General features: G+C 59.4%; 26 protein-coding genes and 1 tRNA gene. 13 read left to right on the forward strand and 14 right to left on the reverse strand.

Annotated elements, in window-relative coordinates; translation table 11 throughout:
* Positions 1-83: 83 nt before the first annotated feature.
* Both ACR3EP_RS13805 and ACR3EP_RS13810 read right to left on the reverse strand, forming a co-directional pair.
* Positions 84-746: a YrbL family protein gene (locus tag ACR3EP_RS13805; RefSeq protein WP_480638360.1), complete on the reverse strand. Its 663-nt coding sequence runs from the start codon at positions 744-746 to the stop codon at positions 84-86.
* A gap of 34 nt (positions 747-780) precedes the next feature.
* Positions 781-960 (reverse strand): zinc-finger domain-containing protein, encoded by a 180-nt coding sequence (locus tag ACR3EP_RS13810; RefSeq protein ID WP_170396688.1) that lies wholly within the window; start codon positions 958-960, stop codon positions 781-783.
* 87 nt (positions 961-1,047) lie between these two features.
* Here ACR3EP_RS13810 and ACR3EP_RS13815 point away from each other — a divergent pair, with 87 nt between their 5' ends.
* On the forward strand, positions 1,048-2,040 hold the full coding sequence (locus ACR3EP_RS13815; RefSeq protein WP_480639029.1) for an ABC transporter ATP-binding protein: 993 nt from the start codon (positions 1,048-1,050) through the stop codon (positions 2,038-2,040).
* Here the strand turns inward: ACR3EP_RS13815 and ACR3EP_RS13820 are convergent.
* The gene (locus ACR3EP_RS13820; protein WP_170410922.1) at positions 2,037-2,501 is read right to left on the reverse strand and encodes a DUF1203 domain-containing protein; all 465 of its coding nucleotides are present in this window, start codon (positions 2,499-2,501) and stop codon (positions 2,037-2,039) included. The two genes, ACR3EP_RS13815 and ACR3EP_RS13820, sit on opposite strands and share 4 nt — an antisense overlap.
* A 109-nt stretch (positions 2,502-2,610) precedes the next feature.
* Between ACR3EP_RS13820 and ACR3EP_RS13825 the strand changes: the two genes are divergently transcribed.
* The 3 genes from ACR3EP_RS13825 to ACR3EP_RS13835 all read left to right on the forward strand — a co-directional run bounded on the left by ACR3EP_RS13825 (position 2,611) and on the right by ACR3EP_RS13835 (position 7,072).
* Positions 2,611-5,529, forward strand: coding sequence for an error-prone DNA polymerase (locus tag ACR3EP_RS13825; protein WP_480638363.1), 2,919 nt, complete (start codon positions 2,611-2,613; stop codon positions 5,527-5,529).
* Positions 5,530-5,580: 51 nt separating this feature from the next.
* Positions 5,581-5,994: a group III truncated hemoglobin gene (locus ACR3EP_RS13830; protein WP_170349694.1), complete on the forward strand. Its 414-nt coding sequence runs from the start codon at positions 5,581-5,583 to the stop codon at positions 5,992-5,994.
* 142 nt (positions 5,995-6,136) lie between these two features.
* Positions 6,137-7,072, forward strand: coding sequence for a DMT family transporter (locus ACR3EP_RS13835; RefSeq protein ID WP_480638364.1), 936 nt, complete (start codon positions 6,137-6,139; stop codon positions 7,070-7,072).
* A gap of 51 nt (positions 7,073-7,123) precedes the next feature.
* Here the strand turns inward: ACR3EP_RS13835 and ACR3EP_RS13840 are convergent, their stop codons facing one another.
* Positions 7,124-8,236, reverse strand: a complete 1,113-nt coding sequence (locus ACR3EP_RS13840) for an S-(hydroxymethyl)glutathione dehydrogenase/class III alcohol dehydrogenase (RefSeq protein WP_425081306.1) — start codon at positions 8,234-8,236, stop codon at positions 7,124-7,126.
* 129 nt (positions 8,237-8,365) lie between these two features.
* Here ACR3EP_RS13840 and ACR3EP_RS13845 point away from each other — a divergent pair, with 129 nt between their 5' ends.
* Positions 8,366-8,656 (forward strand): I78 family peptidase inhibitor, encoded by a 291-nt coding sequence (locus ACR3EP_RS13845; RefSeq protein WP_170349690.1) that lies wholly within the window; start codon positions 8,366-8,368, stop codon positions 8,654-8,656.
* Between the two features lie 61 nt (positions 8,657-8,717).
* The gene (locus ACR3EP_RS13850; RefSeq protein WP_480638366.1) at positions 8,718-10,370 is read left to right on the forward strand and encodes a DUF6504 family protein; all 1,653 of its coding nucleotides are present in this window, start codon (positions 8,718-8,720) and stop codon (positions 10,368-10,370) included.
* 3 nt (positions 10,371-10,373) lie between these two features.
* Here ACR3EP_RS13850 and ACR3EP_RS13855 read toward each other — a convergent pair whose 3' ends face one another.
* Positions 10,374-11,099 carry an SDR family NAD(P)-dependent oxidoreductase gene (locus tag ACR3EP_RS13855; RefSeq protein ID WP_170396700.1) on the reverse strand — a complete coding sequence of 242 codons (726 nt, stop codon included), beginning with the start codon at positions 11,097-11,099 and terminating at the stop codon, positions 10,374-10,376.
* 167 nt (positions 11,100-11,266) lie between these two features.
* Between ACR3EP_RS13855 and ACR3EP_RS13860 the strand changes: the two genes are divergently transcribed.
* From ACR3EP_RS13860 to ACR3EP_RS13880, 5 genes are read left to right on the forward strand one after another with little or no spacing between them, the layout of a single operon-like run.
* Positions 11,267-12,601, forward strand: a complete 1,335-nt coding sequence (locus ACR3EP_RS13860) for an NAD(P)/FAD-dependent oxidoreductase (RefSeq protein WP_480638368.1) — start codon at positions 11,267-11,269, stop codon at positions 12,599-12,601.
* Positions 12,552-13,097 (forward strand): chalcone isomerase family protein, encoded by a 546-nt coding sequence (locus tag ACR3EP_RS13865; protein ID WP_226689062.1) that lies wholly within the window; start codon positions 12,552-12,554, stop codon positions 13,095-13,097. The genes ACR3EP_RS13860 and ACR3EP_RS13865 overlap by 50 nt, the downstream gene beginning before the upstream one ends.
* Positions 13,097-14,320, forward strand: a complete 1,224-nt coding sequence (locus ACR3EP_RS13870; protein WP_226689127.1) for an MFS transporter — start codon at positions 13,097-13,099, stop codon at positions 14,318-14,320. The genes ACR3EP_RS13865 and ACR3EP_RS13870 overlap by 1 nt, the downstream gene beginning before the upstream one ends.
* Positions 14,317-14,934, forward strand: a complete 618-nt coding sequence (locus tag ACR3EP_RS13875) for a DUF3833 domain-containing protein (RefSeq protein ID WP_480638370.1) — start codon at positions 14,317-14,319, stop codon at positions 14,932-14,934. Before ACR3EP_RS13870 ends, ACR3EP_RS13875 begins: the two co-directional genes overlap by 4 nt.
* Entirely contained in the window at positions 14,931-15,473 is a 543-nt protein-coding gene (locus tag ACR3EP_RS13880; RefSeq protein WP_170349684.1) for a DUF3833 domain-containing protein, read from the forward strand. The genes ACR3EP_RS13875 and ACR3EP_RS13880 overlap by 4 nt, the downstream gene beginning before the upstream one ends.
* Positions 15,474-15,531: 58 nt before the next feature.
* Here the strand turns inward: ACR3EP_RS13880 and ACR3EP_RS13885 are convergent, their stop codons facing one another.
* The 7 genes from ACR3EP_RS13885 to ACR3EP_RS13915 all read right to left on the reverse strand — a co-directional run bounded on the left by ACR3EP_RS13885 (position 15,532) and on the right by ACR3EP_RS13915 (position 20,366).
* The gene (locus ACR3EP_RS13885) at positions 15,532-16,554 is read right to left on the reverse strand and encodes a porin (RefSeq protein WP_480638372.1); all 1,023 of its coding nucleotides are present in this window, start codon (positions 16,552-16,554) and stop codon (positions 15,532-15,534) included.
* A 374-nt stretch (positions 16,555-16,928) separates the two neighbouring features.
* Positions 16,929-18,074, reverse strand: a complete 1,146-nt coding sequence (locus ACR3EP_RS13890; protein ID WP_226689059.1) for a TonB family protein — start codon at positions 18,072-18,074, stop codon at positions 16,929-16,931.
* On the reverse strand, positions 18,071-18,448 hold the full coding sequence (locus ACR3EP_RS13895; RefSeq protein ID WP_170515635.1) for an ExbD/TolR family protein: 378 nt from the start codon (positions 18,446-18,448) through the stop codon (positions 18,071-18,073). The genes ACR3EP_RS13890 and ACR3EP_RS13895 overlap by 4 nt, the downstream gene beginning before the upstream one ends.
* Positions 18,445-18,771: a biopolymer transporter ExbD gene (locus tag ACR3EP_RS13900; protein ID WP_170349680.1), complete on the reverse strand. Its 327-nt coding sequence runs from the start codon at positions 18,769-18,771 to the stop codon at positions 18,445-18,447. Before ACR3EP_RS13900 ends, ACR3EP_RS13895 begins: the two co-directional genes overlap by 4 nt.
* 31 nt (positions 18,772-18,802) lie before the next feature.
* Entirely contained in the window at positions 18,803-19,468 is a 666-nt protein-coding gene (locus ACR3EP_RS13905) for a MotA/TolQ/ExbB proton channel family protein (protein WP_170349679.1), read from the reverse strand.
* Positions 19,465-19,893, reverse strand: a complete 429-nt coding sequence (locus ACR3EP_RS13910) for a hypothetical protein (protein ID WP_170349678.1) — start codon at positions 19,891-19,893, stop codon at positions 19,465-19,467. Before ACR3EP_RS13910 ends, ACR3EP_RS13905 begins: the two co-directional genes overlap by 4 nt.
* A 397-nt stretch (positions 19,894-20,290) precedes the next feature.
* Positions 20,291-20,366, reverse strand: a tRNA-Lys gene (locus ACR3EP_RS13915).
* A gap of 211 nt (positions 20,367-20,577) precedes the next feature.
* Here ACR3EP_RS13915 and dapF point away from each other — a divergent pair.
* Positions 20,578-21,420, forward strand: coding sequence for a diaminopimelate epimerase (dapF, locus tag ACR3EP_RS13920; protein WP_480638375.1), 843 nt, complete (start codon positions 20,578-20,580; stop codon positions 21,418-21,420).
* Positions 21,417-22,673 (forward strand): tRNA (N(6)-L-threonylcarbamoyladenosine(37)-C(2))-methylthiotransferase MtaB, encoded by a 1,257-nt coding sequence (gene mtaB / locus ACR3EP_RS13925; RefSeq protein ID WP_480638377.1) that lies wholly within the window; start codon positions 21,417-21,419, stop codon positions 22,671-22,673. Before dapF ends, mtaB begins: the two co-directional genes overlap by 4 nt.
* An 11-nt stretch (positions 22,674-22,684) precedes the next feature.
* Here mtaB and ACR3EP_RS13930 read toward each other — a convergent pair whose 3' ends face one another.
* Together ACR3EP_RS13930 and ACR3EP_RS13935 are read right to left on the reverse strand one after the other, a co-directional pair.
* Positions 22,685-23,095, reverse strand: coding sequence for a nuclear transport factor 2 family protein (locus tag ACR3EP_RS13930; RefSeq protein ID WP_480638379.1), 411 nt, complete (start codon positions 23,093-23,095; stop codon positions 22,685-22,687).
* Positions 23,096-23,240: 145 nt separating this feature from the next.
* On the reverse strand, positions 23,241-24,026 hold the full coding sequence (locus ACR3EP_RS13935; protein WP_170360923.1) for a cytochrome c1: 786 nt from the start codon (positions 24,024-24,026) through the stop codon (positions 23,241-23,243).
* Between the last annotated feature and the right edge of the window lie 9 nt (positions 24,027-24,035).

Below are 24,035 nucleotides of genomic sequence, written 5' to 3' on the forward strand. Positions count from 1 at the left end.
CTCCGTTCTGGTTGGGAACGGTTCTGCCACAGGGCCGTGCAGGTGACCAGCGCAGAAGACAAACAAACTGCGGATCCGCTTGCTTAGCCGAGGTTGAATACCCTGCGCGCCTTATCCCAGACCAGCCCTGTACGATCTGCGATTTGCTGCATCTGCTTGTTTAGGGACCGATCATTCAAACGACGACTCAGTGACCGCAAGGGAACAAGGTTACGCTCACCATACCCATCGATCAGAAGAAACATCCGGGTCTGACCGCGCAACCCGTAGACGATGTTTTCCGCGTGGATGTCACGGCCCACAATCTGCAGTTCGAACAACTTTTTCACAAAACGGTTGAGGTCACCCAGCATCTGATCGCTCAGCCCCTGCTGTCGGCACATCGACAAAAGATGGTTCGCAAGCTGGCCATCGCTGGATTGAATCCGTTCAACCACAACCCCCGGCCCGACATCTGTCTGCACAACGCCGAACGACCGTGCCAATGGCAGCTGCGCGATTTCCTCACCGCTTTTCAGCGCGGCTTTCATCTCACATTCGATCTCTTTCAAGGCGTTGCGAAAGGCGGTGTCCGGCAAAATCCGCCGCACCAACCGTTTAGAGAACGAGCGGTTCCGGCGTGTACGGGGCCGTGTCACCTTGATCAAAAGCGCGGGCTGATCCGGGTAGGCATACACATTTCTGTGGCCGCCTTTTGCCAGAGGCTCCTGATCCGATAGCCGCAAAAGCTGCACTGCATATGGCATCCGGCCTCCGTTTCGCGCGGCACCTGCCACTCTGTCAGCTTTGTGCCTGGCTGCCGGACAGCACATATTTGCAATCGCAGTACGGACACTCGACCCAACCGATATCCTCGGGGATTTGCAGCCAGACGCGCGGATGGCCCAATGCGCCTTCGCCGCCGTCACAGGCGACACGGGCGGTTTCGACGATCTTGGTTTCCGGCGCTTCGATTGTCACGGCTGGCGATCCTTCTTCGGTTGTCGGCCTCGCGGGCATGCATTAGGTGCGTTTATGAGCGATGAGCAAACCGGGGGCAAGGGTCACATGGCCGATGCGGCAATCAGGATCGAAGGGCTGCGCAAAACCTATCGTGGCGGCAAGGGCCAGCCCGAGAAGAGCGCATTGAAAGGCATCGACCTGACCGTTCCACGAGGGTCAGTCTTTGGCCTGCTGGGGCCGAACGGGGCCGGAAAATCGACCCTGATCAACATCCTGGCCGGGCTGGTGGTGAAAACCTCGGGCCATGTATCGATCTGGGGCTACGATCAGGACCAGAACCCACGCCAGTCCCGTGCTTCCATTGGGGTGATGCCGCAGGAACTGAACCTCGACCCGTTCTTCACACCGCGCGGTGCGCTTGAGGTGCAGGCTGGCCTTTACGGCGTGCCCAAAGCACAGCGCCGCAGCTATGAGATTCTGGAGCTGGTTGGCCTCAGCGACAAGGCCGAGGCCTATGCGCGAACGCTCTCAGGTGGGATGCGGCGGCGGCTGCTGTTGGCCAAGGCGCTGGTGCATCATCCTAAGATCCTTGTGCTGGATGAACCGACGGCGGGCGTGGATATCGAACTGCGTCAGATGCTGTGGGCCAATGTGCGCAAGCTGAATGAACAGGGCATGACCATCATCCTGACCACGCATTATCTGGAAGAAGCACAGGAAATGTGCGACGAGATCGCCATCATCAACCACGGCGAAATGATCGCGCAGGACAGCACCGCCAACCTGCTGGGCCGGGTGGACAGCCGCACCATGGTGATTGCTCCGGACAGCCCGATTGTGAATCTTCCCACAACCGAAGGCGTCGAAGCCGCTTTGCGAGACGATGGCACCCTGGTATTGAGCTATCGCAGCGCCCAGACCAGCGCCGAACAGGTTCTGGAATCCGTACGCTCTGCCGGCATTCGCATCCGCGATGTTCGTACCGAAGAAGCGGATCTCGAGGATGTCTTCCTCGCCCTCACCTCATCCCGCGCGAATGAAACCCCGGCGGACGATCAGGATCAGCCGCGCCGGGGCATGCACCGGGTCAAGCTTTAGACCCGGTCGATTCGGGCCTGGTAGCAATTGTTTCGCGCGGATCGGACGTGGATATAGCTCACATCGGGGCGGGCAAAGATATCCCTGACCGCAGTGGCAATCTGGTCTGTGGCTGTGATCGCTCCGGTGCCATAGACGATTCGGTCATCGGTTCCGTAGCCCTTGATCAGATAGTCGGGTGACGTGGTCAGAATTTCAGGCAGCCCTTTCCCCTCGTACCGCTCACACTGTGCAGCGCATAGAAATATCGGACCCGTTTCCGCGTAAGGATGTGTCTCTAGAAAAGGCCGGTGCGCCAATATTAGCATCTCTTCGCCCTCAGGAATATTCTGCAGGCAATGGCGGCATGGATTGCCTGTGCCTGTGGATGTCGCGCGCTCTGGCGTGGCACCATAAGCATCCGGGTGACCAGCCTGAAGGGCGCGCACTTCGTCGGTTGCCAATGCGGTGATCTTGAACATTTTGCGTCTCCTTTTGCCCAATCATGCCCACCCGGAAAATCCCAATCGACCCGTTTTCTGCGCAAAGGACTCGAAAAAGAACAAAACGTGAATATAATATGGAATCGCCATGTATGCCGAACTGTCGATCACGTCGAATTTCACCTTTCTCACCGGGGCTTCACATCCCGAGGAATATATGGAGCGTGCCGTCACCCTTGGCCTACCGGCCATCGCGATTGCCGATGACAATTCGGTCGCCGGAATCGTCCGCGCCCATACCCAAGCGCGCGAAATCGCCCGCAAGGTACGTGAACGGCTGGAGTGGGAAGCGCAGAACACCTCTATCGGCCCACCTTGCCCCGATCACATCCCCAAACCGCCCTCTTACCCCATCCACGCGGTGCCGCGCCTGATCCCAGCGGCGCGGCTGATCTTTACCGACGCGCCCACCGTCACCGCCCTCCCCCTGAACCGGCAGGGCTGGGCCAACCTGTGCCGTATCCTGTCGGCTGGCCGCCTGCGCGCCGAAAAGGGCGACTGCATTCTACAGCTGTCCGATCTGCTGGAGTTTTCCGACGGTCTCCACCTGCTGCTCTGGCCACAGGCGACACCGTCTCCGGGCGGCGCGAACGGATGGCGGACACAGGCGCAACAGCTGACGCGCCGCTTTGCCGGACGGATGCATCTGTTGATGCACCCCCGGTATGATGGCGCAGATACTGTCTATTTCTCTTTATTAGAGACTGAATCAAAGCAACTCGGCATTCCCACCCTAGCCAGTGGCACACCGCTGATGCATCACGGCACCCGTCGCAAGCTGGCCGATGTGGTGACCGCCATCCGCCTACGCCGCAAAGTCGATGAGCTCGGTCGCGAGGCGCTGGCCAACGGGGAACAGCGCCTGCGGTCTGAGGCCGAGATGCTGCGGATATTCAAAGGCCACGAAGGCGCGGTCACCCGCGCCCATCAACTCAGCGAACAGCTAACCTTTTCTCTGGACGAGCTGCGCTATGAATATCCCAGCGAGGGCAGCGATCAGGAAACCCCGACCCAACGCCTGCACCGCCTGGCGCATGAGGGTTTAAAATGGCGCTATCCGGCGGGCGCGTCGGAAAAGGCGCAAAAGATGCTGGCGCATGAACTGACCCTGATCGGTAAGCTGAAATACGAGCCCTATTTCCTGACCGTCCGCGACATCGTCCATTTCGCCCGCTCGCGCGGTATCCTGTGCCAGGGGCGGGGCTCGGCGGCCAACTCGGTGGTCTGCTTCTGCCTTGGCATCACCGAAGTCAGCCCCGAGATGGGCACCATGGTCTTTGAACGCTTCGTGTCCGAGGCCCGCGATGAGCCCCCCGATATCGACGTCGATTTCGAACATGAACGGCGTGAAGAGGTGATCCAGCACATCTACGACCGCTATGGCCGCCACCGTGCGGGTCTCTGCGCCACCGTGATCCACTATCGCGGCAAACGCGCCATTCGTGAGGTCGGACGGGCGATGGGCCTGACAGAAGACACCATTTCAGCCTTATCCTCACAACTCTGGGGCTTTTTCTCTGCCGCCGGGCTCGAGGCTGAACGCATGCGCGAAATCGGTCTCGACCCCGAGGATCGCCGCCTAAAACAGACTCTAATGCTGGTCTATGAGATCAACGGCTTTCCCCGCCACCTTTCGCAACATGTCGGCGGTTTCATCATCACCGAGGGGCGTTTGGACGAGCTGGTCCCCATCGAAAACGCCACGATGGAGGACCGCACGGTCATCTGCTGGGATAAGGACGACATCGACTCTCTGGGTATCCTCAAGGTCGATGTCCTCAGCCTCGGAATGCTCACCTGCATCCGCAAGGCGTTCGACCTGATCGGCCAACACCACCAGACCAGCTATACGCTGGCCACCCTGCCGCCCGAGGACCCAATGGTTTATGACATGCTGTGCAAGGCAGACAGTATCGGCGTGTTTCAGGTAGAATCACGTGCGCAGATGAACTTTCTGCCCCGGATGCGGCCCCGCAATTTCTATGATCTGGTGATCGAGGTCGCCATCATCCGCCCCGGCCCCATCCAAGGCGACATGGTCCACCCCTATATCCGCCGCCGCAACGGAGAAGAGGAGGTCAGCTTCCCCTCGGACGCGTTGGGCGAGGTGCTGGGGAAAACGCTGGGCGTTCCGTTGTTTCAGGAACAGGCAATGCAGATCGCCATTGTCGGTGCCGGGTTTACCCCGGAACAGGCCGACCGCCTGCGCCGGTCGCTGGCAACCTTCAAGAAACATGGCAATGTCAGCGAATTCCGTGCGCTGTTCCTGCGCGGCATGAAGCGCAACAGCTATGACGACGACTTTGCCGAGCGCTGTTTTTCTCAGATCGAAGGCTTCGGCTCTTACGGTTTTCCCGAAAGCCACGCGGCCAGCTTTGCGCTGTTGGTCTATGCCTCGGCCTGGATCAAATGCCATCACCCGGGGATTTTCGCGTGCGCGCTGCTGAACTCGCAACCGATGGGGTTCTATGCGCCTGCTCAGATCGTGCGGGATGCACGCGAACATGGGGTTCAGGTGCGCCCGGTCTGCATCAATGCCAGTTTCTGGGACAATGTGATGGAACCCGACGGTCATGGCGGGCTGGCCCTGCGGCTGGGGTTTCGCCAGATCAAAGGCCTCAGCGAGGAAGACGCCAGTTGGCTGACCGCCGCGCGCGGCAACGGCTACACCCAGGTCGACGATGTTTGGCGTCGTGCCGGGCTGGGGCCGTCGGTGATCGAACGGCTGGCCGAAGCCGATGCCTTCGCCGCCTGCGACCTGACCCGGCGCGAGGCGCTGTGGCAAGCCAAGGCGATTGCCACCGCCAAACCTCTACCGCTGTTCTCACAGAATCTGGAAGGCGAGGCGCTGGACGAGCCCGAAGCCTATCTGCCCCAGATGACGCTGGGCGAACAGGTGGTCGAGGATTATGTGGCCACCCGTCTCAGCCTCAAGGCGCATCCGGTGGCCCTGCTGCGGCATATTCTGACACCGGACCAGCGCGACAAAACCACCCCTGTAGCGTAACCCCTGAACCGGCTATTGACCGCGAACAGAATCGAAACCCCGAGATCACGCATGTCCAGACCAACCATGCCCCCGCGATTCCCCGCGACGCCCGAGCAAATCAACGCGCAGGTCAGCGCCTTCTATGCTCGCGTCCGGGAAGACAAAGTGCTGGGGCCAATCTTCGACCGACATGTCGATGACTGGCCCGCGCATGAGGAAAAAATTGCCGCCTTCTGGCGCAACGCCATCCTGTTCGAGCGTAGCTATGACGGCAATCCACAGCGGGTTCATATCGAGCGGCCCGATGTAAAACCCGAATTCTTCGCCCATTGGCTGGATCTGTTCGAAGAGGTCGCCACCCGGATGCTGCCACCGGAAACCGCCATTCCCTGGGTCGCCTTGGCGCGTCGTATCGGTGTGGGGATGAAAGCGGGTGTTCAGTCTGCCCGTCAGCCTAAGGACGCGCCACCGATCCTGCGATGATCGGATATCATACCGGCTTTGACATGTTAGCGGTAAAATAGGGGCTATCAGACTCTGCAAAATGGGTTTATGCAGCGCGAATAGACAGCCCGAGATCACTCCGTGCCGCCCTAAACACCGCACATCACCCGAGGCCAGACTCATGAGCACTCAAAACACTACCCTCCGGGGTCTTGGCTATGCGTTTGCAGGCTTTGCAGTTTTTGCGAGTCATGACGCACTGATCAAAGTGCTGGGCGGGACCTATTCGGTGATGCAGATCATCTTTTTCGCCACGCTGTTTTCCTTCGTGCCGATGGCGGTGACAATCCTGACCGACCGGACAACCGGGAACTTCCTGCCCCATCACCCTTGGCTGGTACTGCTTCGCTCAGCCTTGATGGTTTCGTCCATGGTCTGTGCTTTCTATTCCTTTTCGGTTCTGCCGCTGGCTGAGGTCTACTCGCTGCTGTTTTCCTTTCCGCTGATCGTCACCGTCCTGTCGATTCCGATATTGGGAGAGGTCGTGCGCGCCCAACGCTGGGCTGCTGTCGGCGTCGGCCTGATCGGCGTGCTGATCGTCCTGCGTCCTGGCGCGACCGATATCACATTGGGCCACCTCGCCGCCCTGACGGCCGCGTTCTGCAGCGCCTTTGCATCCGTTCTGGTGCGCAAGATCGGGAATGAGGAACGCTCGGCCGTATTGATCTTATACCCGATGCTGTTAGCCATTGCAGCGATGAGCCTTGCCCAACCCGCCGTGTATCTGCCGCCCTCGCTGCTGCATCTGGCAATGATGGCGCTGGTCGGCGTGTTCTCGGTCATCGCCCAGCACCTGATCATCCTTGCCTACCGCGCCGCGCCCGCCGGTGTCATTGCGCCCAGCCAATACAGCCAGATCATCTGGGCCACGCTGTTTGGCATGATCTTCTTCGGCGAAAAACCCGACGCTTGGGTCGCCGTCGGAGCCAGCATCATCATTGCATCCGGCGTGTTTGTGGTTTGGCGTGAGAGCCGGGCAAATGCATCCGCCAACACTCCGGTTCTGCGGGTGCGATCACCGCGGTCGGATACGGGTGCGTCGCGTCCGGGTGAATGAATACGGCGCGCCAATCAGCGCGCCGCAGGCAAATTTCTCGGAGCTAGAGGCTTAGTAAACCACAACCGAGCGGATGCTTTCGCCCTTATGCATCAGGTCAAACCCGTGGTTGATGTCGTCCAGGCCCATGGTGTGGGTGATCATCGGGTCAATCTCGATCTTCCCGTCCATGTACCAATCAACGATCTTGGGCACATCGGTCCGGCCCCGCGCGCCGCCAAAGGCGGTGCCGCGCCACGATCGGCCTGTGACCAGCTGGAAGGGGCGGGTCGAGATTTCGGCCCCCGCAGGTGCCACACCGATGATGATCGATTCACCCCAGCCCTTATGCGCCGATTCCAGCGCCGCGCGCATTACGCCGACATTGCCGGTGGCGTCAAAAGTATAGTCCGCGCCGCCCTTGGTCAGGTTGACCAGATAGGGGACCAGATCGCCCTCGACCTCTTTGGGGTTCACGAAATCGGTCATGCCAAACTTGGTGGCCATTTCCACTTTTGAAGGGTTCAGGTCGACACCAACGATCTGATCCGCTCCGGCCAGACGCAGGCCCTGGATCACGTTCAGACCAATGCCTCCCAGACCGAACACGATGGCGCGGCTACCAATCTCGACCTTGGCGGTGTTGATCACCGCGCCAATACCGGTCGTCACGCCGCAGCCGATGTAACAGATCTTGTCGAACGGAGCGTCTTCACGCACCTTGGCCAGCGCGATCTCGGGCAGGACCGTGTGGTTAGCGAAGGTCGAGCAACCCATGTAGTGCAGGATCGGATCGCCATCCAGCGTCGAAAAGCGCGAGGTGCCATCGGGCATGAGGCCCTTACCTTGGGTTTCGCGGATCGCCTGACACAGGTTAGTCTTGGGGTGCAGACAGTATTCGCATTCGCGACATTCCGGGGTGTAGAGCGGGATCACGTGATCGCCCGGCTTCAGGCTGGTCACTCCCGGGCCGACCTCGACCACCACGCCCGCGCCTTCGTGGCCCAGAATGGCGGGGAACAGCCCTTCGGGGTCAGCACCCGACAGGGTGAATTCATCGGTGTGGCAAATGCCGGTGGCCTTGATTTCCACCAGAACCTCGCCCGCTTTGGGGCCTTCGAGGTTTACTTCCATCACTTCCAAGGGTTTGCCGGCCTGAACGGCGACGGCGGCACGGGTACGCATATCGTTGTCTCCCTGTCTTCTTTGCCCCGACCCTGCGTCAATCGCAGAGGGTTTTCAACTGCGCTTTGGTGACAGATCGGCTAATGATTTGATATTGCAGAAACGACATTGCCGCAAAGAGGAACGCCAATGCGCCGATTTATTCCGATTTTGATCTTGCTGGCCGCTTGTGCCGAAACGCCACCCGCACCGGAAGACGCCCGCCTTGCACCCGAAGCCGCACCGGTCGATCTGGCCTTTTGCGAGGGTGAACCCTTTGGCGATTCCATTGGTCAGCCGGTTTCGACCATTCAGGGCCAGCTGCCTGAACGCGCGCGTGTGTTAGGGCCGGATGATTTGGCCACGCAGGATTACCGCATCGACCGGTTGAACGTGTTCGTCAATGACGCCGGGATCATTCAGCGTCTGACCTGCGGGTAGGCGTGGACTCGGGGCATGATTCTACGGTAAGAACAAAATGGGAACATTTTGATGTCTGCCGATGCCCAAACGACGAATACTCTCACTCTGGTTTCCCCGTCTGGGGGCTGAACGGCTGGTCCGCGCTGCGCGGGGCCTGCAGGATGGGCCTTTGGCCGTGGTGGCCGAGCAGGCGAACATGCAGGTTGTCACCTCGCTGAATGCACAGGCTCAGGCCGCCGGGTTGCGCGTGGGTCAGCCGGTGCGCGATGCCCATGCCATGTGCGCGAATCTTGTGACGCGCCCTCGCAATACCCCCGCCGAGACCGCGTTTCTAACCGCTTTGCGCCGCTGGGCAGGCAAATTCAGCCCCTGGGTAGCCGAAGAATCACCGGACGGGCTGATTGTCGACCTGTCGGGCTGCGCCCATCTGTTCGGCGGCGAAGAGGCGTTGCTGAGCGTACTTGAGGTCGACTGCGCCGATATGGGCCTGAGCGTACAGATGGGCATCGCCGACACGCTGGGCGCGGCCTGGGCGTTGGCGCGATACGCCGGGCAAGAAGTCACGTCCGACCGCAACGGCGACGCCATCAGCCAAGAGGCCCGTGCCACCCGTGCCCGCGCCACCAAACGGCGGCACTGGACCAAAGGTGGCGCCGCGCCGCAGGTGATGGCCTTGGGTGGTGGCGCGCGGATTGCAGCGCCGGGACAATCCTATGGCGCGCTCAGCCCCCTGCCCATCGCGGCGCTGCGGTTGGAGGATCAGACCGTGGCGCAGTTGAACCGGCTGGGCCTGCGCCGGATCGGCGATCTGTTGGGCCAGCCGCGTGCCAGTTTGGCGCGGCGGTTCGGGCGGGGTCTGGTGCTGCGGCTGGATCAGGCCATGGGCAGCGCGCCCGAACCGGTCTCGCCCGCCCGTCCGCCCCATCGCTTTGCGGTGCGGATGACCCTGCCCAACCCAATCGGTCTGATCGAAGACGTCATGGCCGCCATTGATCGGATACTGCCCACGCTTTGCGCAAAACTGGAGGAGAAAGGCCGCGGCGTTCGCACCCTGCGGCTTGAGGCACATCGCGCTGATCAGGCGGCTGAGATTGTCGAAGTCGGTCTGGCCCGTCCGACCTTTGACAAATACCGCATTCGCCCGTTGTTAGAGATGAAAGTCGACAAGATTGATGCAGGCTATGGCATCGACATGTTGCGGCTTGTGGCGGTCCAGACCGAGCCTATCCACGCCCGCACCATGGCGGGCCATGCCGAGGCCCGTCGCGCCGTACGGGATCGGCTGGAAGGCAACACCGGCGTCGACGACCTGATCGGTAAGCTGGGCGCACGCGTGGGGCTGGAGGCGATCACGCGGCGGCACCCGGCGGCCTCACATATCCCCGAGAAGACGGCGCAGACGCTGGCCGCAGCCTGGTCGGAACCGGCGCATGACTGGCCTGCCCCTCCGCGCCCGCGCCCCTTGCAGATGTGGCAACCCGAACCGGTGATGGCGCCGGAAACCCCGGACGTGCCCAGCGCCTTTCGCTGGCGTGGGCGCGACTGGCAACTGGCGCAGGCCACGGGCCCGGAACGCATTGCGCCGGAATGGTGGCTGGACGATCCCAACTGGCGCAGCGGCGTGCGCGATTACTGGGTGGTGGTGACCGAACAGGGCGAGCGGCTGTGGCTGTTTTATGGCCATGGCGGTACCATGTCGGCAGGATGGTTTTGCCAGGGACAGTTTTGTTAGAGTCTATTTTCCACGATAAACCAGCCAATCAGGCAGATAGTCGATCAGACGCACCAGCCAGGAAAATGGTGCTGGAAAATCCGTACGGAATCGGCGACGTGACATCGCTTTGACCACACGATCTGCCGCCTCCTCGGGCGTCATCAGCATCGGCATCTTAAAAGTGTTCTTCTCGGTCAGGCGGGTCTTGATAAAGCCCGGATTGACGATGCGCACCGTCACCCCTGTGCCCGCCAGGTCGAACCGCATGGTCTCGGCCAACGAAACAAGTGCTGCCTTGCTGGCCGCATACCCCACCGCTGCAGGCAAACCCCGATACCCCGACAAAGACCCAATCAGCGTGATATCCCCGCGCCCCCTGCGTACGAACCTGCGTACAACCTCACCCAGAACCCGCAGGGCACCCGTGTAATTCACATCCGTCATCGCCAGCACGGCCTCGGAATTCCAATCGGCAGAGCGCATCGGTTCATAAGCTCCGGCGTTATAGACCAACCCGTCCACCTCTCCGGCCTCGACCGCGGCACGACGTACAGCGTCCAAATCTGTCACGTCGCACGGAACAGCTTGCGCATTTGGCAGGGCAGAACAAATCTCGGTCAGACGCTCGGTATTGCGGGCAGACAGGATCAGATGTGCGCCCTGACGGCTCAGCGCCTCGGCCAAAGCCCGGCCCAGCCCTTCGCTGGCGCCAACGATCCAATAGGTTTTTCCTTCAAAGCTGCTCATGCCCTGGCCAATACAGTTGCGTCTATGATTTTACGGCCAGAGCGACGCACTGGATCAAAACTCCAGACGCGACAACATAGTGCTTTTGCGAAAAACTTCTAATCCGATTGATCCACCCCGGCATTTCCTGCGTATCCTATTGTAAAATGTCGCACAAAGAGGATGGCATGTTCGACGAAACCCGAGGCGTACGCAAGAAAATCGCGGTAGTAGGTGCAGGTATCTCAGGTCTGTCGGCCGCTTACTATTTGTCAAAAAACAACGATGTGACCGTGTTCGAGGCCGAACCCCGACTGGGCGGCCATGCCCGAACCGTCATGGCAGGCAAAAACGGCGACCAACCTGTCGATACCGGTTTCATCGTCTTCAATTATGCCACCTACCCCTATCTGACGCGCCTGTTCGATGAGCTGAACGTGCCCGTCATCAAATCCGAGATGAGCTTTGGTGCCACCATCGACAACGGCCGCATTGAATACGGTCTGAACAACCTGCGCACCCTGACGGCGCAGAAACGCAACCTCGCGCGGCCTGCCTATTATAAGATGATCGCGGACATCCTGCGCTTTGGCAAAGAAGCCCCAGAAGCCGCACGTGACGATGACACCACGATCGGAGAGCTGGTCGATCAACTGCGCCTGGGCCATTGGTTCCGCCACAATTACCTGATGCCGATGTGTGGCGCGATCTGGTCCACTCCGGTGGAGTTTGTGGATCAGTTCCCGGCCCGCTCGCTGGTACAATTCTTCCGCAACCATGCCCTGCTGGCCAGTGGTCGCGCCAATCAGCATCAATGGTACACTGTCAAGGGCGGCAGCATCGAATATGTCCGCCGCATCGATGCCGCGTTACGTGAGCGCGGTTGTGAAATCCGTCTGGCCTGCCCGGTTGAGCATATTCAACGCGGCGATGCCGGTGTGACTGTCCAGAGCCAGGGTCAGGTTGATCTGTTCGACGAAATCATATTGGCCACCCATTCCGATCAGTCCCTTGCCATTCTGGGCGAGACTGCAACAGATGCGGAAAGAGCTGCGTTAGGCTCTATTCGTTACCAACCGAACACGGCTATCCTGCATTGCGACCCAAGCCAGATGCCCCGCCGTCGCGCGTGCTGGTCCAGCTGGACCTACCGTTCGCAAGCGGGGAATGTTGGCGTGACTTACTGGATGAACCGACTGCAGAATATTCCAGACAGCGATCCGCTGTTTGTGACGCTGAACGCATCTTCGGAAATTCCCGCGGGTAAAATCTATGACAAGGTCGAGTTTGCCCATCCGGTGTTCGACAAAGCGGCCCTGAAAGCTCAGGGAAAAATCCGCGAGATGCAGGGACAGAACCGAACCTGGTTTGCCGGGGCTTACAACCGGCATGGCTTTCACGAAGACGGGATTGCCAGCGCGATGCATGTTGTTGAGCGCCTTAACGGCACCCCGCACACACTCGGAGCTGACAATGGCATTCCTGCACAAGACCCGGCCATCCCTGCATCGGCTGATCTCTGATACCTGCCGCGCTGCACTGTTTTCTGTGATCGTGCTGGCCCCGGGCGGGTTGGCCGCGTCACCGATCACCCAGACGCTGACTGATGCGCAACTCAGAGGCAGCGCAACCTTCCGGTTTTTGGGCATGCCAATCTACGAAGCCAAGCTGTATACGCCGCAAGGCAGCACGCTCAATTGGACGCAGGACTTTGCATTGCAGCTGACCTATCGCAAATCCCTGAAACAGAAAGCACTGGTTGAATCGACGTTGGATGAGATGGCTCGACAAGGAAACCCTGCCCCGACGCAGGCCCAGTTACAGAAGTGTTTTCAGGCGGTTAGCAAGGGCGACAACTATACTGCAATTTCGGAAGGCCCGAACAAAGTTGGATTTTGGCGAAACGGCCAAAAGACCTGTACCCTGTCCTATCCCGGCGCCAAAAGCGCCTTTATGTCCATTTTTCTGGGCGACAACACCCGATCGGGCAGTTTCACCCGACAATTGAAGGGCGGATGATGCTGTACCCGCGTGTCAGTCTGTATGCGCTGATGCTCGCTGCGGCGGGGATACCGCTATATATCCATCTGCCGCGATTTGCTGCCGTCAATCTTGGTATCGGGTTGGGTGTGATCGGCACCGTTCTGCTGGTGATCCGGTTAATCGATCTGGTGCAGGATCCGCTGATTGGTTGGGCCATAGACCGCTGGCCAAACGCGCAACTGCTGTTTGCTGCGACCGCTGCGATTGGTTTGGCGATCGGGTTTCCAATGCTGTTTGGACTGCCGCCAGGAACAAATATTGCCTTATTAGTCTCTGTTTTAATTCTACTATTCTCAGCCTACAGCTTAGGCACCATCCTGCTTTACGGTCGCAGCGCGACGCTTGCCATACAGCCAGAGCCGAAAGAGTTGATAAGATTGGCCGCATGGCGCGAAGGCGGGCAGTTGACAGGCGTCATCCTTGCAGCCAGCGCCCCAGCCTTCTTCGTAGGATTCGGAGCCAGCGCGCAGGGCTATCCCGCCTTTGGCCTGTTTCTGGGCCTGATCGCGATCTTCACCCTGACCCTGACGATCCCAATCTGGCGCCGACCCCCGATTACTGGCGACGGCCTGTCGTTCAATGGGCTCGCACAAGCTGGTGCGCTGCGCTTGCTGCTGCTGGCGCTGGTCAACAGCCTGCCAGTTGCCATCACTTCGACCCTGTTTTTGTTCTTTGTCGAAGATCGCCTGCAATTGCCGGGAAAAGCCGGACCACTGCTGATCCTGTTCTTCCTCAGCGCCGGGGCCAGCGTTCCGCTTTGGGCAAAGCTGGCTAATCGGATTGGCCCGAAACGAACACTGATCATCGCCATGCCCCTGTCGATCGCGGGATTTGTTGGCGCAGCTTTGTTGTCCGCCGGTAATCTGACCGGGTTCGCCGCAATCTGCCTGGCTTCGGGCGCGGCACTGGGGGCGGATATGGTGGTGCTACCCGCGATGTTCTCAGTCGCGCTGACGCGGGCGGGGCTGAACGCATCCGCCGCATTTGGCATCTGGTCATTCGCTGGCAAGCTGGGCCTCGCGCTCGCTGCCTTTTTCACTCTGCCGCTGCTGGAACGCAGCGGGTTCACCCCAGGACAGGCAAACTCGGCCGAGGCGTTGCGGACGCTCACCCTCGCCTATGCCGTGCTGCCCTGCATCCTGAAACTCGGCGCGTTCGGGCTGCTCCTGACGTTGCCTTCTGAGGTCTCAGCCAAATGACTATCGTAGCTATCCTACTGCTTGCCATCCTTGTTCTGGTCGCAGCTCAGCGCCGGTTCCTAAGCTTTCGCTCGCAATCCCCTGCCGATTACAGCGGCACCGGGCCTGCCTTTAAAATGAAAGGAGTCCTGAACGGCGAAATCCTGTCCGAAGGGCTGATCTATGGCCCCAATGGGAAGATGTCGAACAGCTTTGTCGCCCGTATGGTGGGGAAATGGGATGGCAACACCGGCACGCTGACCGAGTATTTCACCTATTCCAACGGCAAGAAGATGGTCCGCAAATGGCATCTGACGCTGGGCACGGGCAACACGTTTACCGCGACGGCAGATGATATCGTCGGTGAGGGTCACGGCACAGTTTCGGGATCGACCGTGAAGCTGACTTATCGGATCATCCTGCCCCAAGACGCGGGCGGGCACACACTGGACGTCACCGATTGGATGTACCTGACCGAGAACGGTGTGATCATGAACCGGTCCGAGATGCGCAAATTCGGCATCAAGGTCGCTGAACTGGTCGCCACCATGCGCCCCGCGCCCGAAGCTAAAGCTGCGCATGTCAGCGGTTCAAATGGCTATGACACCGCGGTAGAAACGAGGACCTTGCAATGACGCCCCGCCGCATCCTGATCGCGGCCCTTGCCATCGCGGGGCTTGCCGCGCTGACCGCCTGTTCCGCCAAGCCGCGCGTACCTAAAAGCTTTCTGTCCGACCGGCAGTTGAACCTTGAGGAGTTCTTTGAAGGCAAAACCGTCGCCTATGGTCAGTTTCAGGATGTTCTGGGCAATGTCCCCCGCCGATTTACGGTGGATATCCAAGGCACTTGGGATGGTGAAACCCTGACCCTGATCGAGGATTTCGTCTATGACGACGGCGCCACCGAACAACGCATCTGGACCCTAATCAAAACCGGTCAGGACACCTGGACCGGAACTGCGCCTGGCGTTCTAGGCGCTGCCAGCGGGGTCGAGCGTGGTGATACCTTCAACTGGACATACAAGATCGATCTGCCGATCAAAGACGGCACCATGCGGGTCAACTTTGACGACTGGATGTGGCTGCTAAGCGATGATCGTCTGCTGAACCGCGCCTATGTTTCGCGATATGGCGTACGGCTGGGCGAGGTCATCCTGTTCTTTGAAAAACAGTAGGCCACCGAAAAGGGCGAACCTAAAGGCCCGCCCTTGAATCTAGGTCAATCAGGTCACTTTAGAAGTTGAACCAGACACCAAAGTCGGCCTGAATCCGGCCGTCGTCGTCACCGTCTTTAACTTCGCCAACGGCACCACGCAGTGAAGCGCCCGCACCCAGATCATAGATGGCGCCCACACCGATGTTGCGCGTGTCATTATCGGCCGATCCGTCACCATAGACCAGCTGCAACGTGGTCGCTGCACCCAGGTTATAGGCGACCGAGAAACCGTAAGCAGTGCCGTTTTCATCATCATCGGCCACATCGTCGTCCGCCAGGAACAGCGTTCCGTAGAAGTCATTGAATTCGGCACCCAAAGTGAAGACGGTCAGGCTTTCCTTTTCGACACCATCACCTTCATCGGTTTCACCATAAACCAGCGAGGCGGTGATGTTGTTGATAGTATAAGCCGCACTTACGTCCCAGCGGTCACGGTCCGTGGTTGAGCCAGTGCCATTGTTTGCAAAGATGGTGTTCTGGTCGTAGGACGCCGAAACAGCAAAATCACCGACGGTGTACTGGAAGAACACGGCATTGTCGCCCGAACCGGTCGATTCATACTCGAGGAACGAGTAGTTCACGCCCGAATACTGACCCAGAAACTCTTCCAAGCCGGGCTCGGTGCCGAAATAGTCATCCAGGTTGTCGAATGAACCGGCCACGTTGCCGGCGTCAACACGTAAGCCACCATAGATAACAGAGAACCGCGCGCCGTTCAGACCGGCGTTGTTGGCCTCACCAGTGTCGGAGTCTTCGTCGGCCTGCAGACGAACACGACCTTCAAACCGAACGCCACCGTCAGTTTCCGTGAAACCGTCAATATTCAGACGGAAACGTGAGATCAGGATGGCCTCGTCAGAATCTGCCGTGAATTGGTTTACCGTACCATTGGCTGTGGTGGTGGTCAGTGTCGTGTTCTGACGGTCCTCAAGGTAACCAATACCAAAACGGCCATAGCCGCTGAGGTTGATGCCGGATTCGGCCGCTGCGATGCCTGCGGTTGCAATTGTTGCGGTCGACGCAAAAAGAAGTTGTTTCATGATAAGTCCATGAGAGTGAGTGGAGTTTGGCTACAAAGTGTGGCTGAGCGCCTAGTCGAACAAATCGCGGGCATGCTCAACAGGGCCCCCGGACATTCGAACGTCTTGCCCTCGGCTTGCGTTGCAACTTTGCACAGGTGAAATCAGATAAACTAATTTTTATTGTTTATTTTTAGATAATTAGCATAGCTTCCAGAAGCCGTTACAAAAAGTTGATCGCAGAAAAAGGCCGCGACCACTTTAATTTAGAGAGACTGGCCCAATAGCCGTAAATGGTGTTTTCGATACTCATGCCAACGCCTTTCGGCCACGCTGATCGGTAAAATCCAACGCTTTCGAATATACCTGCTCAGCCTGCCAAGCTCTTCGGCAGATCAGTTGCCGTAATAGACAAATGACAGCGACCGGCTGACACCTCCGGGCGGTTTCGGAAAGGGTGAGGCCGCTGCCACCTGTGCCTTGGCTGCCCGTTCAAGATCCGGTGTGCCGTTGGTATCCACCACTTCGACATAATCCAGGGTTCCGTCCGGCTTGATCACGAAAAACACCCTCGCAAAGCCCCGCGCCGCTGTATAGACGATCGGCGCGCGGTTCAGGTGAACCAGAACCTCTCCGGCATAATTCGTCCGGTCAGAATTTCCGGGCCCTCGCCCGCCTGAGCGCCTGCCGCTATTGCCCGAAGTAAACCTGTCGACACCCCGGCGCGCGTATGTGGTCAGGGGGGATTCAATTTCGCGCGATGGATACCGAAGGTTGCTGAAATCCCGCACGCTACGCAACACGTCCCGCGGTTCAGACTGTGGGCGACGATCCGGCAGTTGTGGGCGGATCGAAGAGGCCACAGCCAGCTCTGATCCTTCGCTGCTTTCCTCTGCCTGCGGTGCGGATTCGGCTTGGGCTGCGGGAATATCGGGCTCGACCGCCTCGCTTTCGGTGGGGATATCCGGCGCAACTGATGGCAATACGTCTTCCGACGGGTCCGGCAGCGCGGCAAGCTGCTCGGCCTCAACCGGTTCAGGTGCCGCGGCCTCAGTAATCGGCTCGGTCACCTCGGGGTTGCTTTCTGGGGCTTCGACAACCTCGGCAGTTTCTACGTCCGGAGTTTCTTCCACCTCGTCACTGGCGCTCTGGTCGCCATCCGTGGTCTCTTGGGGTTCGGGGGCTTCTGACTCGACCGGTTCGGGGGAAACGGGCTGCAACACTTCTGAGGTGCCCGTATCGGGCGCAAAGGTTTGTTGGGGATCGTCCGAGGCCACATGCACTTCGCTGGTTGGAATCTCGGCAGGTTCGGGCGGGTCTTCGACCGGAGGTTCAGGCGTTTCCTCCGGTTCGGGTTCAACAGGTTCAGCGACGGCTTCAACCAGATCTTCGAAACTGTTGCCCAGTTCAACCCTGTCGGGTGTATCAGTGTCACCTGATTGTCCGGTCAGTCTGGGTGCGGTCAGGCTTAGCCCCGTCAGATGCAGCAGCAGCGACAGAAGCGCGGCCAGAACCGCAATGACCACCGACCCCCGGATCATTCCAGCGCCTTTTCGGTCACGACAAACACGGATACGGCGCCCAATCGCCGCAGTTCAGCCGTCACTTCCATCAGCCGAGCGCCCGGCGCCTCGCGATCCGGGACGATGCGTACCGGTCCGGGGTCGCGCCCTGTCATATAGGTTTCGGGGTCCATCGGCGCGCCGCGAAAGCTGAGCGTTCCGTTCCGGTGCAACACCAATGCGTCGGGCGGTTCGCGGCCTTCCAACTCGGACGTGTCGACCAGATTCAGATCAGGGTCCAGCGGCGTGGCCACCGTTCCCGCGATCAAAAAGAAGATCAGCATCAGGAACACGACATTGATCAGCGCAATGGTCGAGTCGCGTTTGCGGCGGGGGCGGCCAGGACGGATCATTCCAGCACCAGAACGCTGAGGCCCTCGCGCCCGCGCAGCAAAACCAGCAGGTCCACCAGCCGCTGCGCCGTCGTGTCAGGGTCCAAACTGACCAGCACCTGCCCGGTCGTCACCTGTGTGGTCAGGTCCGCAAGCGTGACCGGAGTACCGTTCAGAACCAGCCTTTCTTCTCCCAGCTGCACAAAGGCGCGATCTTGAGGTGTGTCCGCGGTCGGGTTGCCCGCTGTGGCAGCGCTCAGCTCGATCTCGCCATATTTGGAAAAGGTCGAGGTCAGCATGAAAAACAGCAGCAACAGAAAGATCACGTCGATGAGCGGTGTCATCGCCAGTGGTCGCCTGACAAAGGGTGCGAGGTTACGCATGTCCGGGCGTGGCCGCCATGCTCTGTGCGTCCTCGGCCAGCGGGATGGCCTGCCCCGGCACCAGTACGGTGCGCAGCGCCTTATCGGCGAACACCCGTTCCCGTGCGGTGCGGCTTTCGAACCACGACAGCACCATCGAGGTCGGCATCGCCACCGCCAGGCCCACCGCAGTGGTCACCAGCGCCACCCAGATACCACCCGCCAACAGCGACGGATCAACCGAAGACCCGGCGGTTTGCAGACTGCGGAACGCTTCGATCATGCCCAGAACCGTACCAAACAAACCCAACAGCGGCGCCAGCTGCGCCACCGTATCCAGCAGACGGAACCCACGTTCAAGCCCGGCCAGCGCCAGCCCCGCCTCGGCATCCAACCGTTGATCCAGACCGGGTGCGTCCGGCGCATCCATCGCCACGCCGACCAGCGGCGCAAGATAGCTGTTGCTTTTGGCCAGTCGCGCGCGGGCGGCTTGCTTGTCACCGGCATCCCAAGCGTCCAGCGCCTGCGACAGCACCCGGTGCCGACCAACACCCGAGGCGGCGAATTGCCAAAGCTTGTAAAGCGTCACCGCCAGCGTCACCACGGACATGGCGATCAGGATGGCCACAACCGGCCCGCCCAGGGCCAGAATTTCACGCAGGGCGTCAAGAATACTCATCCCAAAAGCTCCACTTCAGTACGGCTGCGCAAGGTTGGTGTCTTGTCGCAGATTTCGCTGTCAGCACCGTCGACGGTACAGCCGCTTAGCCCATTGATCAGAACCCGCCCAAGATTTTCACAGGCGATGTCGCGTACATCAAACTGGCGCACGCGGGGGCGTTCCGCTGGCAGGTCCCGAAATCCAAAAAGGGTAAAGCGTTCGAACACACCAGCGGCATCGAAAATCACCACCTGATAATTGGCAGTGTCGATCGCCGTTGCAGTTTCGTTTTCGACCAGAAAGGTCAAACGGCAGGCGCCTTCGACATCTTCAGTCGCGTTCAGCTCGACCACCAACCCCGGCGCATCCTTCGCCGTTTGGGCCTGAGCCGCAAAGGGCAGCGTGCTAACGATGGCAGCAAGGGCTAAAGGGCGAAACTTCATGAATACGCTCCCAATTGTTTCACGCAGGCAGAGGTTCTGACAGCGCTATGTCCGTCTTATCCAAGACCGCTGGGGCGCGAAAGGGTTGCGGACATCTTTGTGATAAAGTGCGATTTTCGACCCGTTCAACCCTATTGCTGGGTCAAGGGCAACAGCGTGCTGCTCTAGTTGATGTCACTGGGGCAGTTGCAGGCAGTCCTATTTGTCATCGCGCAGTCCACTCACTGGCACGAACAGACTTACATGTCGGACCTGCGCCCACTTCAGGTCTGATCGGCTTAAAATTCTCGTTCGCAAGCACACTCACACGTGAATAGCTATCGGGGAAGGAGTGCAAACAAACCTCGTGGTAACGTCAGCTTCTGCCCCACGACAAATCTTGCTTTTATTGAAAAAGTGGTGAGCCGTGCAGGATTCGAACCTGCGACCCACTGATTAAAAGTCAGTTGCTCTACCAACTGAGCTAACGGCCCACTCTTTTGCTGGATCTGTTCGATCCGTGGCGCTCTCTAAGGTATTTTCCCAACTGGGTTCAAGCCCTTATTTTGCACCTCGTTTCACCGTCACTTAACTTGTTTCCGGCGTCCCGATAGGCGGCCTAATTAGGGAGGTGACGCGGGGGGGTCAACCCCTTTTTTCAGGAATCTGCATCGCAGGGTGGATTCCTTTCAAACGCGTGGTTATATGCCGGCCATGCAACGTATGATGACCTCTGGTTTGCCCTTCATGAAGATGCACGGGCTTGGCAATGACTTTGTCATTGTAGATGCGCGCGCGCAAAGTGTTGAGATTTCGCCTGCGCTTGCTAGGGGAATCGGGCACCGACAGTTCGGCGTGGGTTTCGACCAACTGGCCGTGATAGAAAACGGTAACGCAGATGCGCATCTGGTGTTTTATAACGCCGACGGGACGACCTCAGCGGCGTGCGGGAACGCCACGCGCTGTATCGCCCGTTTCCTGATGGAAGAAAGCGGCAAATCGGAACTGACGCTGACCACCGAACGCGGCACGCTTTTTGCCTGCGATGCCGGGGACGGCATGACATCGGTGAACATGGGGCAACCGCAGCTGGAATGGCACGAGATTCCGCTGGCCGAAGAGGTTGATACACTGGAATTGCCGATCGAGGGTACTCCGACCGCGACCGGTATGGGCAATCCCCATTGCACGTTCTTTGTCGAAAACGCCGAGGCGATTCCCCTGGAAGAATTTGGCGCGCGGTACGAATATCACCCGCTGTACCCTGAGCGCACCAATGTGCAGGTGGCGCAGGTCATCGGGCCAGATCACATCCGTATGCGCGTTTGGGAGCGGGGCGTGGGGATCACGCTGGCCTCGGGATCATCGTCCTGCGCGACGGCTGTAGCTGCTGCTCGTCTTGGCCTGACTGGTCGCAAAGTGCAGATTGATCTGGACGGTGGCACCATTTGGGTCGACTGGCGCGAAGATGGAATCTGGATGACCGGTCCGACCTGTCATGTCTTTTCGGGCACTCTGACCCCGGAATTTCTGGAATCTCTGGGATGAGCGCCCCCAAATTCACCACGCTGGGCTGTCGCCTGAACGCCTATGAGACCGAGGCGATGAAAGAGCTGTCGCAGCAAGCCGGTCTGACCGACGCGGTGGTGGTGAATACCTGCGCTGTGACGGCTGAGGCCGTACGCAAGGCCCGGCAAGAGATTCGCAAACTGCGGCGGGAGAACCCCGATGCACGGCTGATCGTGACTGGATGTGCCGCGCAGACCGAACCCGAGACCTTTTCCCGGATGGAGGAGGTCGATGCGGTGATTGGCAACACCGAAAAGATGCAGCCCGACACCTGGAAAGGCATGGCCGCGGATTTCATCGGTGAGACTGAAGCTGTGCAGGTCGATGACATCATGTCGGTGACTGAGACGGCGGGACATCTGATTGATGGGTTCGGCACCCGCTCGCGCGCTTATGTGCAGGTCCAGAATGGCTGTGACCATCGCTGCACCTTCTGCATCATTCCTTATGGCCGCGGCAACTCGCGCAGCGTCCCTGCGGGCGTGGTGGTGGATCAGATCAAGCGACTGGTGGACCGGGGCTATAACGAGGTTGTACTGACCGGAGTTGACCTGACCTCTTGGGGCGCTGACCTGCCCGCAGAGCCCAAGCTGGGCGATTTGGTCATGCGCATCCTGAAACTGGTGCCTGACCTGCCGCGGCTGAGGATCAGTTCCATCGACTCGATCGAAGTGGACGAGAACCTGATGCAGGCCATCGCAACCGAACCGCGCCTGATGCCGCATCTGCACCTGTCGCTACAGCACGGGGATGACCTGATCCTGAAGCGGATGAAGCGCCGCCACCTGCGCGACGATGCCATCCGTTTCACGCAAGAGGCCCGCAAACTGCGCCCCGAGATGACCTTTGGTGCCGACATCATCGCTGGCTTCCCGACTGAGACCGAGGCGCATTTCGAGAATTCTCTGAAACTGGTCACTGACTGTGATCTGACTTGGCTGCACGTCTTTCCCTATTCCAAGCGCGACGGCACACCAGCGGCCCGCATACCGCAGCAGATCAACGGGAACATTATCAAAGACCGTGCCGCCCGCCTACGTGCTGCGGGTGAGGCTCAGGTCGCAAAGCATCTGAACGAGCAGGTCGGCAAAACCCATCACATCCTGATGGAGAATCCGCATATGGGCCGCACCGAGCAGTTCACCGAGGTCGCGTTCAACACCCCGCATACCGAAGGACAGATCGTGACGGCCAAAGTGCTAGGGCGCTCAGACACACAGCTGACTGCCTGAGGTAAAGCTGCTTAGGTGGTGACCGCAGACACCGCTGCGGTGTCATAGAATTCCTCGTATTCACAGACCAGCCCGTCGCGAAACCGGCAAATGATCAAAATCGGCGTCTCTACCGTCTTGCCAGTGCCTTTATGCGTCCAGGCACAGGCGCCGATGCCGACAACACGGTCATCCTGTGCAATGGTGTCTTTCAGGGTCCAATGCTGCATCTCGAATGCGGCAGTCAGATCTTCCAGATATTCCTGCATCTCGGCCCGACCATCGCGCCCAGCTGAAATCCAGCCCGTATTGGCCCCGGCCCAGCGAACGCATGCACAGATCCTCGGTCGTGTATTTTCCCACATACCGATATCTGACGCCTTGCAATCGTTCCATTCTGCAAAGGCTTTCCGCATCTTTTCGACATTGCTCTGCGTGTCCATAATTCGTTCTCCCAAATGTAATGCGCTGAAAATGTGCTGCCCCAGAAACAACAAAAGACGAGGCGAGTATAACACCGGCAGCCAGCCGAACAAAAAGGCCCGGTGTCGAACACCGGGCCTCGTAACATTCAGAAGCGAAATCCGATCAGACGGACTTCTTGCCTTTCACACCTGCCCACAGGCGCTTGTTGACCAGGTACAACAGCACCGACAACAGCGACAGGAAGATGACACCGACGAAGCCGGAGTACTTACGCTCCATCATCTTCGGCTCGGCCGTCCACATCAGGAAGGCCGCGATGTCTTCGGACAAGGCTTCGACCGTGGCCGGGTGACCATCAGCGAATTCCACCTGATCTTCGGCCAGCGGCGGTGCCATCGAAATCCAGCCGCCTGGGAAGGCGGTGTTTTCGTACAGGATCGTGCCGGCCTCTTCTTTTTCATGGCCGGTATAGCCATCCAGCAGCGAGGCGATGTATTCCGCGCCACCCATGCCTTTGAAGAACTGGTTGATGCCCAGACCGTAAGGACCGTGGAAGCCCGCACGGGCCTTGGCCATCAGGCTCAGGTCCGGTGCGCCAACGCCGTCATTTGCCGGGAAGTGATCGGTCGGAATGGCCGGACGGAAATCGTCCAGCTCGGGGTCGAACACTTCGAAGTTGCCCGCCGCATAGGCGATGACTTCTTCTTCCGAATAGCCCAGCGCTTCAAGGTCGCGCAGGGGCACGTATCTCAGGCCGTGGCAAGCCGCGCAAACCTCGGTATAGATCTGAAGACCGCGCTGCAGCTGGTTCTGATCCCAGGTGCCAAACGGCCCCTCGAACGAGAAGTGGAAGTCCTCGATATGCTGTTCGCCGCCGCCTGCCGCGTAGGACGCAGCAGGAGCAAGGGCGAGAGCAAACGCGGCACCGATTGCAAGTTTCTTGAACATGTTTCCGGT

The sequence above is a fragment of the Ruegeria sp. BB10 genome, from assembly GCF_056535725.1.

What these genes read in the sequence shown, in the direction of transcription:
- ACR3EP_RS13805 (WP_480638360.1), bottom strand. Translation starts at nt 746, where the DNA reads ATGCCATATGCAGTGCAGCTTTTGCGGCTATCGGATCAGGAGCCTCTG.
- ACR3EP_RS13815 (WP_480639029.1), top strand. Translation starts at nt 1,048, where the DNA reads ATGGCCGATGCGGCAATCAGGATCGAAGGGCTGCGCAAAACCTATCGT.
- ACR3EP_RS13820 (WP_170410922.1), bottom strand. Translation starts at nt 2,501, where the DNA reads ATGTTCAAGATCACCGCATTGGCAACCGACGAAGTGCGCGCCCTTCAG.
- ACR3EP_RS13825 (WP_480638363.1), top strand. Translation starts at nt 2,611, where the DNA reads ATGTATGCCGAACTGTCGATCACGTCGAATTTCACCTTTCTCACCGGG.
- ACR3EP_RS13830 (WP_170349694.1), top strand. Translation starts at nt 5,581, where the DNA reads ATGTCCAGACCAACCATGCCCCCGCGATTCCCCGCGACGCCCGAGCAA.
- ACR3EP_RS13835 (WP_480638364.1), top strand. Translation starts at nt 6,137, where the DNA reads ATGAGCACTCAAAACACTACCCTCCGGGGTCTTGGCTATGCGTTTGCA.
- ACR3EP_RS13840 (WP_425081306.1), bottom strand. Translation starts at nt 8,236, where the DNA reads ATGCGTACCCGTGCCGCCGTCGCCGTTCAGGCCGGCAAACCCTTGGAA.
- ACR3EP_RS13845 (WP_170349690.1), top strand. Translation starts at nt 8,366, where the DNA reads ATGCGCCGATTTATTCCGATTTTGATCTTGCTGGCCGCTTGTGCCGAA.
- ACR3EP_RS13850 (WP_480638366.1), top strand. Translation starts at nt 8,718, where the DNA reads ATGCCCAAACGACGAATACTCTCACTCTGGTTTCCCCGTCTGGGGGCT.
- ACR3EP_RS13855 (WP_170396700.1), bottom strand. Translation starts at nt 11,099, where the DNA reads ATGAGCAGCTTTGAAGGAAAAACCTATTGGATCGTTGGCGCCAGCGAA.
- ACR3EP_RS13860 (WP_480638368.1), top strand. Translation starts at nt 11,267, where the DNA reads ATGTTCGACGAAACCCGAGGCGTACGCAAGAAAATCGCGGTAGTAGGT.
- ACR3EP_RS13865 (WP_226689062.1), top strand. Translation starts at nt 12,552, where the DNA reads ATGGCATTCCTGCACAAGACCCGGCCATCCCTGCATCGGCTGATCTCT.
- ACR3EP_RS13870 (WP_226689127.1), top strand. Translation starts at nt 13,097, where the DNA reads ATGCTGTACCCGCGTGTCAGTCTGTATGCGCTGATGCTCGCTGCGGCG.
- ACR3EP_RS13875 (WP_480638370.1), top strand. Translation starts at nt 14,317, where the DNA reads ATGACTATCGTAGCTATCCTACTGCTTGCCATCCTTGTTCTGGTCGCA.
- ACR3EP_RS13880 (WP_170349684.1), top strand. Translation starts at nt 14,931, where the DNA reads ATGACGCCCCGCCGCATCCTGATCGCGGCCCTTGCCATCGCGGGGCTT.
- ACR3EP_RS13885 (WP_480638372.1), bottom strand. Translation starts at nt 16,554, where the DNA reads ATGAAACAACTTCTTTTTGCGTCGACCGCAACAATTGCAACCGCAGGC.
- ACR3EP_RS13890 (WP_226689059.1), bottom strand. Translation starts at nt 18,074, where the DNA reads ATGATCCGGGGGTCGGTGGTCATTGCGGTTCTGGCCGCGCTTCTGTCG.
- ACR3EP_RS13895 (WP_170515635.1), bottom strand. Translation starts at nt 18,448, where the DNA reads ATGATCCGTCCTGGCCGCCCCCGCCGCAAACGCGACTCGACCATTGCG.
- ACR3EP_RS13900 (WP_170349680.1), bottom strand. Translation starts at nt 18,771, where the DNA reads ATGACACCGCTCATCGACGTGATCTTTCTGTTGCTGCTGTTTTTCATG.
- ACR3EP_RS13905 (WP_170349679.1), bottom strand. Translation starts at nt 19,468, where the DNA reads ATGAGTATTCTTGACGCCCTGCGTGAAATTCTGGCCCTGGGCGGGCCG.
- ACR3EP_RS13910 (WP_170349678.1), bottom strand. Translation starts at nt 19,893, where the DNA reads ATGAAGTTTCGCCCTTTAGCCCTTGCTGCCATCGTTAGCACGCTGCCC.
- dapF (WP_480638375.1), top strand. Translation starts at nt 20,578, where the DNA reads ATGCCGGCCATGCAACGTATGATGACCTCTGGTTTGCCCTTCATGAAG.
- mtaB (WP_480638377.1), top strand. Translation starts at nt 21,417, where the DNA reads ATGAGCGCCCCCAAATTCACCACGCTGGGCTGTCGCCTGAACGCCTAT.
- ACR3EP_RS13930 (WP_480638379.1), bottom strand. Translation starts at nt 23,095, where the DNA reads ATGGACACGCAGAGCAATGTCGAAAAGATGCGGAAAGCCTTTGCAGAA.
- ACR3EP_RS13935 (WP_170360923.1), bottom strand. Translation starts at nt 24,026, where the DNA reads ATGTTCAAGAAACTTGCAATCGGTGCCGCGTTTGCTCTCGCCCTTGCT.